9 protein-coding genes are annotated in these 9467 nt (G+C 70.0%); all 9 read right to left on the reverse strand.

Annotation, left to right across the window (positions count from 1 at the left end; all coding sequences use genetic code 11):
- Positions 1-250: zinc-ribbon domain-containing protein (locus tag VGX25_RS10125; RefSeq protein WP_414635753.1), on the reverse strand; the 250-nt coding region annotated here is incomplete at its 3' end.
- A gap of 43 nt (positions 251-293) precedes the next feature.
- On the reverse strand, positions 294-833 hold the full coding sequence (locus VGX25_RS10130; RefSeq protein WP_326917385.1) for a phage tail protein: 540 nt from the start codon (positions 831-833) through the stop codon (positions 294-296).
- Complete coding sequence (locus VGX25_RS10135) at positions 833-2785, reverse strand: putative baseplate assembly protein (RefSeq protein ID WP_326917386.1); 1953 nt, start codon at positions 2783-2785, stop codon at positions 833-835. The genes VGX25_RS10130 and VGX25_RS10135 overlap by 1 nt, the downstream gene beginning before the upstream one ends.
- A 65-nt stretch (positions 2786-2850) precedes the next feature.
- A complete protein-coding gene (locus tag VGX25_RS10140) occupies positions 2851-3258 on the reverse strand; it encodes a GPW/gp25 family protein (RefSeq protein ID WP_326917387.1) in 408 nt (135 codons plus the stop codon).
- Positions 3259-3392: 134 nt separating this feature from the next.
- The gene (locus tag VGX25_RS10145; protein ID WP_326917388.1) at positions 3393-5351 is read right to left on the reverse strand and encodes a phage baseplate assembly protein V; all 1959 of its coding nucleotides are present in this window, start codon (positions 5349-5351) and stop codon (positions 3393-3395) included.
- Positions 5351-6121, reverse strand: a complete 771-nt coding sequence (locus VGX25_RS10150; RefSeq protein WP_326917389.1) for a LysM peptidoglycan-binding domain-containing protein — start codon at positions 6119-6121, stop codon at positions 5351-5353. Before VGX25_RS10150 ends, VGX25_RS10145 begins: the two co-directional genes overlap by 1 nt.
- 43 nt (positions 6122-6164) lie before the next feature.
- Complete coding sequence (locus tag VGX25_RS10155) at positions 6165-6620, reverse strand: phage tail protein (protein ID WP_326917390.1); 456 nt, start codon at positions 6618-6620, stop codon at positions 6165-6167.
- A gap of 35 nt (positions 6621-6655) precedes the next feature.
- Entirely contained in the window at positions 6656-7120 is a 465-nt protein-coding gene (locus VGX25_RS10160) for a phage tail protein (RefSeq protein ID WP_326917391.1), read from the reverse strand.
- Positions 7121-7302: 182 nt separating this feature from the next.
- On the reverse strand, positions 7303-9467 hold a 2165-nt coding region (locus tag VGX25_RS10165; RefSeq protein WP_326917392.1), incomplete at its 5' end, for an eCIS core domain-containing protein.

A 9467-nucleotide genomic window follows, 5' to 3' on the forward strand; every position in this document is an offset into this window, starting at 1 on the left:
GGCCGGCGCCCGGCATGCCCGGCCGGGGCGTCTGCGGGATCGGATCGCGGTTGCCGACGTCGAGGTAGAGCGCCGACTGGAGGCGCGAGAACCAGCCCCGCTTCGGCTGCTCCTCCTCGTCCTCCTCCTCGACCACCGGCACCGCGACCGGCTTCAGCTTCTCCCCCGTCCACTCGAGGAACGCGCCGCACGATCCGCAGAACGCGTCGGTCTCCTTGTTGTGGTAGCCGCAGCTCTTGCAAACGATCACGTGATCACCTCGCAGGCTTGGTGGCGAACCCCGGTCGCCTTGCTCACGGGCGGTCCACCTCCACTCTGTGCACGACATGTGCTGGCTTGGCCGCGGCCACGGCCGCGTCGACGAGATCCATCGGCACGCCGGCCGGGTCGTGCACCCGGATCCGCACCGCGAGCCGGGGGCTGGACTCCCCAGGCAGGTCCGCGTTCGGGCTCTTCGACCAGCCGACGCCGCCGCTGTCGGCGATCTCCACCCGGCCGCCGGTGAGCACCTGCAGGTTCGCCCGCAGCCCGGCGACCGTGCCGCGCATGCGGTACATCTCCACGGCGGTGGCCAGGACGGCGCGCCGGCGCTCGATCGGCCAGCCCTCCTCCATCTCGATGCCGACCCAGCCGGCCATCCAGTCCAGGAAGTCCTCCGGCGCCAGGTGCGGGTCGAAGTAGTCGACCAGGCAGTCCAATGTGGCCAGAATCGGGGCGAGCACGTCGTCGAAGCCGCCGACGAACCGCTCGGTGAACTGGTCCTCCTGGTACACCGCGGGCAGCATCTCGATGAACGGGGCGGCGCTGGCCAGCCCGGGAACCATGCCGCGCATCAGTGGTCCTCCACCCGCACGTGGTGCTCGTAGGAGAAGATCAGGCTGTGCGGCTCGACGTCGACCCGCTGGGCCTCCTCGCCGCGCTCCCCGGTGACCGGGTTGGCTCCGAACAACCGGACGTCCTCGACCAGCTCGACGCCCCGAACCCGTTGCAGCAGCGCGTAGACGTCGCCGGCCTGGACCGGACGCCCGAACGGCCAGCCCTTCCCGTCCGGCCCGCCGCTGATCGGGTTGAGGTGCTTGTACAGCGCCTCCAACGCATCCGCCCGCACCCGGGCCTTGTCCAGCCGCGGCCGGGCGATCACCCGCGCCACCACGGTGACCCCGCGGTACTTCGGCGGCGACACCAGCACCCGGGTGCCGATCAGGCGCACCTCGTCGAGCCGCTCGGAGATCCGCTCAAGGGTCTCTTGTCCCGGCACCAGCTCGGAAAAGTCGATCTTGCCGCCGACCTGGGCCGCCGCCGGCACGATCAGCACCCGGACCGCGCCTGCGTCCACCTCGTCGTCGCCCGCGGTGACGCAGCGGACCCTGGCCACGTCCGGCGCGGCCTCGTGGGTGATCGCCTCGTAGTCCTCGGCGGTGACCGCGCGGCTCCTGGTGCGCAACAGGATCGGCCCGCGCGCCTTGGCCTCCTCGACCGTCTCGCCGTCCACCCCGCCCCACGCCGCGTCGAGGTTCTCCACCTTGCTGACGAACGGGATCGACGACTTCAGCGTCTGGATCGCGCCCTTGCCGACGTTGCCGACCCGGCCGCCGCCGGTGGCGTACCGGCGCAGCCGGATGGTCTGGCCGTACGGGGGAACCGCGCCGTGCTGCCTGGTTCCGCCGTCCGGCTCGCGGATCACGGGTCCGAAGTAGACGGTGCCGGACGCGCCGTCCAGGATGTAGTGCCGGTCGTCGGGCCCGCTGCCGGCGAAGTGCTGGACCGGCGTCCACTCCTGCCAGCCGTCGTCCGAGGAGACCTCGAGCGTCGCCGCCCCCGCGCCGATCACCACCGGGGTGCGCTGGATGGGGAACTCCTGCCCCGGCACGCCTTCCGACATGCCGAGCACCTCCTCGGCGATGATCTCGCAGTGGTTGCACTCCACCGTGCCGCCGATCGTGCTCGCGGACAGTCCGGTGATCACGGGCGACTCGTTGTACCGGGGGAAGTCCTCCTCGACCTCGATCACCCTGGCGCGCAGCCACCCGGCGCGCTCACCGCCGAGCACCGCGGCCTCGTGGTCGCCCGGCACGTGCACGTGGATCTCGCCGTTGGTGTTGAGCGCCCCGGTGCCGTCCGAGCTGACCCGGCACTTCTTCCACTCCTTGCCGTTCCACGCCTCCCAGACCAGCGGGGGGTGGTCGGGATGCACGCCGACGCCCTGCACCCGGCAGTCGACGCCCAGCCGCACCACGCAGTTGGGCACGGCGTTGCTCAGCCCGACGAGCATGGCGTCGCCGACCGCCGGGGTGTCCGAGAACGCGGTGAACGGCTGGTTCATCTTCAGCTGGTCGGTGCGGTCGGCAATGCCGTCGTCCGAGTTGCCCTGGGTGCCGACCCGGTCCAGCGCGCACGGGATGATCTGCAGGTCCTCCCCGGTGCTGAACACGATCGACTCGTCGGTCTCGGTGCGCATGGTCGCCACCGACGTGCCGGCCGGGATACCGACCGACGTGATGGCCGGCGCCGACAGCCAGAACGTGACGCCCACCTGCGCCGGTGTGGCCGGGATCAGCCGCAGCCCGATCAGCTCGAGGAACTTGACGTACAACCGGTCGGGCACCTGGTTGAGCCGGAACAGCAGCTGGTCGGTCATAAACGCGAACGTCTCGATCAGCGTCACGCCGGGATCGGAGACGTTGTGGTCCGTCCACTCCGGACAGCGGCGCATCACCATGCGCTTTGCGTCGTCGACCAGGTCCTGGAACCGGCGGTCGTCGAGGTTGGGGGCGGGCAGTGCCATAGCCTTATGCCATCCTCTGCGCTGTGGTCACCATGACTGCCGCCACTCCTCGTACGTTTTTCTCATCAGTAGTCACTCCCGTCGTCGGGGATCGTGTAGAACGGGAACACCAGGTTGCGGCGGTCGTTGGTGTCCTTGACCACGTACTGGATGTCGATGTACAGCGCGCCGTCCTCGGTGGGATCCGGGATCACGTAGACGCTCTCGATCGTCACCCGCGGCTCCCAGCGCAGCAGCGCGTTGCGCACCTCCTGGGACAGCTCGGCGATCGTCTCCACGTTGATCGGGCGGAACACGAAGTCCCTGATGCGGCTGCCGAACTCCGGCCGCATCGGGCGCTCGCCCGGGTAGGTCGACAGGATCAGGCGCATCGCCTGCTCCAGCTCGACCTCCCGGCGAACAAGGGCGATGCCGCCCTGCGGCCCGACCCCGAGCGGGAAGGCCCAACCCGCGCCGATGAAGTCCTGCGTCATGTCCCGTCCCCTTCACCCGCGTGTTTGCGCCTCACGTCGCCGTGTTGGCCTCTCAAGTCGCCGTGTTGGCCGCACACGACGCCAATAGGGCGACGCCACGCGCAAACACGCCGGTTGCTCCTCATCCCATAACCTCAGTTCAGCTTCAGCATCTGGCCCTTGACCTGGGTGATCGCCGGGCTCTCGATCTTCACGCCCATCTTCCCGGTCAGCTCGAGCTGGCCGTCGGTCTCCAACTTCAGCCCGCCGGTGCCCGCCTTGATCGAGATCGCGCCGAGGCCGGGGCACTCGATGGTCAGCGTCCCGTTGGGCGACTTGCTCACCGGCGGCGCCGGGTTGCAGGTGAGCGTGACCTTGCCGCCCACCTGGTCGATCACCAGCGAGAGCTTGTCGTCCTTGGTGCCGAGCACGATCTCGGACTTGTTGGGCGGCAACGAACCCGGCGGCCCGGGCGGCAGGTCGTCGGTGAACAGCAACCGGTTGCCGGCCGGCGAGGCCAGCCCGCGCTGCACCACGGCGCCCGAACCGTCCACAGCGGACGACATGTGGCCGAAGTCGGTGTTGTCGTTGAGCAGTCCACCAAGGACGTACGGCCGGCGCGGGTCGCCGAACTCGAACCCGATCAGCACCTCGTCGCCCACCTCGGGCGGGAACAGCGTGCCGCTGCGCCGGCCGGCGCCGGGATGGGCCACCCGCGCCCAGTCCGACTCGTAGTTCGGCGAAAGCCACGGCAGCGCCACCTTCACCCGGCCCTTCTTGTCCGGGTCCTTGCAGTTGGTGATCACCCCGCACACCAGGCCGTTGATCGTGGCCGACGGGCCGGCGCCGCCCGAGTCGGTCAGGCCGAGCAGTGAGCGGTTCTGCCTGCCGCTGACCCAGAACCTGGTGTGGTAGCCGCGTTCCTCCGGGTCGAAGACGTGCCGGGCGTTGGTCACCACCCACTTGCCGGCGAAGTGCTCCGGCACGCCCGCGATCTCCACCTCGGCCCCGGCCTGGATCTTCGGGTCGCCCAGCGCGTCGCCCTCGGCCTCGGCGAAGCTGCTCGAGATGTGGTCGGCAAGGCCCTTGGCCGCCTCCTCGGCCGCGTTGTCCGCGGCGGAGCCGACCGCGAGCGGGCGGTCCACGACGAGGTAGGCGGTGTTGCTCGCGGCCAGCCCGAAGTCGATTTTGGGCAGACCCGGGATCGGGGGCAGCGCGGGCAACGACGGCAGCGGCAGCTTGAACCCGTCGGTGAACGAGTTGGCCAGCTTCTTCGGCTCCTGGCCGTCGATGGTCGCGGTCCCGGTCGCGGCATCGGTCTTGGCCACCGCGACCCGTGCCGCCTTGGGATCCCACACCCGGACCTCGACGTCCGGCGTGATGTTGGCCGCCGAGATGCGCGGCAGGAACGTGAGCAGGTTGTCCTTGAAGGTCAGCTTGCTCGAGCCGAGGCCGAGCATCGACGCCGCGGCGTCCACGACCGCCCCGGCCAACCCGCCGAGCCCGCCGCCGCCGTCCTTGCGCCCGGAAGCCTTGCGGAAGAAGAACTTCCCGCCGGCGACGCCGGTCTCGTAGCCGATCTCCCTTGCCCGCTGGGTGAGGAACTCCCAGTCGGTCTGCGACACCTGCGCGATGTGGGTGTGCGTGGCCTTGGTCTCCTCGACCGTGCCGATCTTCAGTCCGGCGTCGCCGGCCACCTGCTTGGCGATGTCGGAGTCCTTCATGTTCACGAACGTCCTGGTGCGCTTGGCGCGCTGCAGGCGGTGCGCCTTCTCGTAGCCGCGCACCACCGAGTAGATCAGTCCCTCGGCGCAGACCGCCTCGATCGCGGTGACCTCACCGGTGATCAGCGACGTGGTGCTGTCCTCGTCGGCCCGCCCGGCGGCGATCTCCACCACCATGCCGATCTCCAGCCCGGCGTCGGAGATGACCGTCCCCTCCTCGTCGTGGAAGGTCAGCTCGAACATGTCCGGCAGGTGCAGGTGGGTGTCCACCACCGCGCGGACCAGGTTCGGCGCGATCGTCGGCGACAGCGGCATCCCGATCGGGTAGCCGACCTTGACCGTCGGCCAGACGATCGCCGTCGAGCTGCCGCCCATCAACCCGCCCAGCATCAGGATCCTCCGTTGATCAACTCGTCGGCGTTGGGCAGGTAGACCGTGGAGCCGGGCCGCAGCCGGGCCGGATCCTTGATCTGGTTGACCTCGGCGATCTTGCGCCACAGCGCCGGCGTGCCGTAGTGGGTGTTCGAGATGGACTGCAGCGACTCGCCGTGGCCGACCACGTGCCGGCTGCGCCCGATCAGCCCACCGGACGTCGGGTTCTGCGGGAGGCTGCCGAGCAGTGTGGGAATCTCCAGGAGGTTCATGCTGACCTCGGCCCGGATCGGGATGCCCGCCGAGGTGAACCGGGTGTACTTGATCGTGCAGCCGGTCATCTTGACCGTGTACATGAACCCGACCATCGGCGGGCCCCACTGGAAGGTCAGCTCCGGCGGCTGCGTCTTGAGGTTCAGCCCCGCCGCGGCCTTGAGGAGCTGGCCGAGAAAACCGGCGTCCGGGGACATCCAGGTGAGCAGCGTGTCGCAGCGCAGCTTGGTGTCCCAACCCTCGAAGATCACGCCACCGATGGTGATCTTCGACCCGGTCGGGACCTTCTTGGTGGAGTTGTTGGAACCGCCTCCGGCCCGCGGCATGGTGGAGGTCGAGCTGGACCGGTTGAACGTCATCTCCTTGGGGTTGAAGTCGAAGAGCACGAACCCGATGTTCGGCAGCGTGGTGCAGCGCAGCGACGCGGGAACCCGGGCGCCGGCCACCGCGGCGATGCCGATAGCGGCGCCGATTCCCAGGTTCGCACCGGCGCTCACGGCCATTCCGACGCTCATCGTGGCATCCCTCTCTCCAACTCGGTCTAAAGAAGACGGTTCGTCACAGGAAACCCTCGTGGGCGAGCTCCAGGGTCTCGGTGGCGATGCCGAGGGTCATGGCGTCCAGGTCCGGGCCCTTCCACATGGCCGGGTAGACGTTGCGCAACGACCAGCTCGCCACCTTCTTGGCGTGCGCGTCGTACAGCGTGATCGTCGCGGTGCCCCCGCCGGTGCTGCTGCTCAAGCCGTCGATCCAGTTGGCCGCCCGGTCCCGCAGCCAGGCCTGCACCTTCGCGGTGTCCGCGGCGTTCATCGCCCTGGTCAGCGTGACGTTGGGGTACTGGATGTGCCCTGGCAGGATCGGCTCGTACTGGTAGTTGCCGCCCTCTTTGATCGGCTCAGGGTTGAACTTCACCTGCAGCCCTTGACAACGCGCCCAGCCCCCGAGGTCGACGCCGCTCACGGACACGTGGAAGCGCGTGGTGAGCGCGAGCATCGTGTCCAGACTGATCGCCATGACCTAACCTCTCCCGTGCGGTACAGGCACCCGCGTCAACCGCCGAGCTTCATCTCGTCCTTGAGGAACCCGCGGTGGGCCAGCTCCAACGTCTCGATGGACACGGCGCTCGCACCGGCGTCGAAGCCGCCGACGTTCCACTTGACCGGCATGACGTCGCGCAGCTCCCACTCGACAAGTGGGCCATCATCCTTGTGCGAGGTGAACAGCTCGACCTTGCCGACGAACAGCTCGCTCTTCCACGAGTTGTCATCGAGCCACTTGCGGACCTTCGACGTCTCGTCCGAAACGGCGCGGTGCAGCTTGATGTTGGAGTACTTGGTGTTCCCCGGGAAGTAGAAGCGGTCGTTGCCGCCGTCCCCGGTCCGGTACTCGGCCACATCCCACGTGACGTCGAGCCCCTCCACCTTGGTCCAACTCCCGAGGTCGTACTCGGACTTGCCGGACATGGTCACCAGGAACCGGTTGGCCAGACCAATCTTGGAAGCGTCGGTCAGCATCTTGTTCTCTCCTATCTGTCCTTATCGCGGCTTGTGCGCCGACGCAATCGCGCCGGCAGGGCAACAATCCGCAAATCCCCCGGTTGGCACCACTCGCGCCCTGCCAGCGATAGCGTGCCTTCGGCGAGGGGCGCACTCGGTGGCCGCCTTGCTTGCCGCGAGGTCCATTGGGCATCCGCCTTCTATCTGAAATCCGTGAGCCGGCCGGACCGCTCCCGGTCCACGAGCAGCTCGAGCCGCATCTTGCTGCGCAACCTGTCGTAGAGCCGCTGGGACAGCTCGTCGAGGTCGACCTGGTCGAGGTTGAACGGTTGGTTCTCCTGGCTGGTCCGGCCGTGCGCCTTGCGTTCGGCGTCGGCCTGCGTGTGGCTCGGTCCAGAGTGGCCGGCGTCGACGTCCGGGATCTGGCCCTGGTCGCCCGATCCCTCGAGCCAGTCCTTGTAGTTGAACGAGTTCGGCTCGTGACCGGTCAGGCCGACGGTGGCCATGACGTCGTTCGCGCTGCGGTCGGTGTCCTGGCTGGCGTACCAGCTGCCCTCGTCGCCGGGCTTGACGCCCTTGTTCGTGAACGCCCCGGCGAAGCCCATGTTGCCGTCGTGCTCGTAGATGCCGAACGCCCGCTGCCACCGCTCGCCGGCCGTGAGCGGCTTCTCCGGAGTCTGGCTCGCCGTTCCGGCAACGGAAACGCCGCGTTGCTCCGCCTCGGCGGCGACCTGCTCGTCGATGATCTGCAACTGGTCGGGGGTCAGCTCGGTCGTCTCGACCTCGCCGACCCGGCCATGGTTGATCCGGAACAGCTCGTCGTCGATGAGCTGCTGCCGGCGGGCCTCGGGGTCGAACGCCACACCGGTTGCGGCCAACCCGGCCGCGGTCCCCATGGCGCCGGCCCGGCCGGGGCCCGCTTGCTTTCCACCGGTGGTGAACCCCTTCCCGCCGAGCGCCGGGTTGGTCCACTCCTCGACCACCTTCTTGGCCTTGGTCTCGGCGATCTGGCCGACCGCCTGCGTGGTCGGCTCGTCGAACGGGGTGTGCAATGTGGACGCCGGAGCCGGCGTCGCCTGGGAAGTCTGGGGCGGCGCCGGCGAAAGCGGGGCCAGCTGCGCCGGTGCCGGTGGCGGCAGCTCGACCTCGGACACCTCGGGCTCGGCCGCCGGAGCGGCGACCACCGGCCGCGGGGCGTGCACGAGCGGCGGCGGCACCGGCGCTCCGGCCTCCCCCGCGTAGTACCGCTCCGCCACCCGCGCCTCGGCCTCGAGCGCCTGACCCTCCGGAGAGGACAGTGCGGGCAGCGATGGCCCGAGGGTGCGCTGCTGCACGGCGTGCACCAGCTCGTGGGCGAGCAGGCCGCGCGCGGCCGGCGAGTCCGTCGGCCCGGCCTCGTCCGGCAGGAACACCGCTCCCCCCGCGGCGAACGCCCTTGCGCCGCGGGCCCTGGCCGCCTCGCTCACCTTGGGTCCCCGGTAGATCGGCACCTCGGACACGTCGGCCCGCTGGGTGGTGCGCACCGCGTCGATCAGCTGGGGCGGCACCCGCTCGACCACGACCGCCCGCTTGACCGGCTTGGCCGCGCTTGCCGGCCGGGCGGAGCTTGTCGCCCGGTACTTCGGCTGCACCACACGCGGTGGCGGCTCGGTCCGGTCCGACGGTGGCTCCGGCGCGACGGGCGCCGGTGGCGGCGGCGGTTCGAGTGACTGCGGCGGTAGCGGTGGCGGTGGTTCCTCCGCTACCGCAACGGGTTCGTCATCCTCCACGATGGAGGGAGCGTCAGGTTCGGCGACCGGCTCCGGAGTCTGCCGCGGCGCCGTTGGCGGGAGCACCAGTTCCTGGGGCGGCAGCGTGAACGGTTCCCCGGCCGGCCGGGAGATCGGCGTGCCGAGGCCGAGGCGGCGCGACTCACCCAGGTTGGCCCTGCGCCGCTTGAGCACCGTCGGCGGCTGCTCGACACCCTGGTGCGTCGCCACCTCCTGCACCGGTGGCGGAAGCGGTAGCGGCGGTGGGGCCGGCGGCTGCTCGATCTCCACATTGGACGGGATGAACGACGGTGGGGTGATCAGCTGCGGCGCCTCCGCGGGTGGTGGCGAGACCGGCAGTCCCAGCCCGGCGAGCGGGTCAAGGCCCGGCCCGCCCTGCTCGAGCCAGGACGGGGCGAAGCGCAGCCAGCCGGGCGCGCGGTAGGGCTCGGCCGGCTCCCGCGGCGCACCGACGTACTCGTCGACCGCCTCGGTCAGCGCCGGCACCTCCGCCGGCAGCGGCCGGGCCGGCCGGTGCACCACGACCGGCGGCGGCACCGGCGCCGGGGTGTCCACGGCGGACGGTTTCGGGCGTGGCGGCAGCACGGTCGCCACGC

This window comes from Actinophytocola sp., assembly GCF_035942955.1.
Lineage (GTDB): Bacteria > Actinomycetota > Actinomycetes > Mycobacteriales > Pseudonocardiaceae > DASYTH01.

Coding starts and splice junctions, on each gene's coding strand:
- VGX25_RS10130 (WP_326917385.1), bottom strand. CDS start 833: ATGCGCGGCATGGTTCCCGGGCTGGCCAGCGCCGCCCCGTTCATCGAG.
- VGX25_RS10135 (WP_326917386.1), bottom strand. CDS start 2,785: ATGGCACTGCCCGCCCCCAACCTCGACGACCGCCGGTTCCAGGACCTG.
- VGX25_RS10140 (WP_326917387.1), bottom strand. CDS start 3,258: ATGACGCAGGACTTCATCGGCGCGGGTTGGGCCTTCCCGCTCGGGGTC.
- VGX25_RS10145 (WP_326917388.1), bottom strand. CDS start 5,351: ATGCTGGGCGGGTTGATGGGCGGCAGCTCGACGGCGATCGTCTGGCCG.
- VGX25_RS10150 (WP_326917389.1), bottom strand. CDS start 6,121: ATGAGCGTCGGAATGGCCGTGAGCGCCGGTGCGAACCTGGGAATCGGC.
- VGX25_RS10155 (WP_326917390.1), bottom strand. CDS start 6,620: ATGGCGATCAGTCTGGACACGATGCTCGCGCTCACCACGCGCTTCCAC.
- VGX25_RS10160 (WP_326917391.1), bottom strand. CDS start 7,120: ATGCTGACCGACGCTTCCAAGATTGGTCTGGCCAACCGGTTCCTGGTG.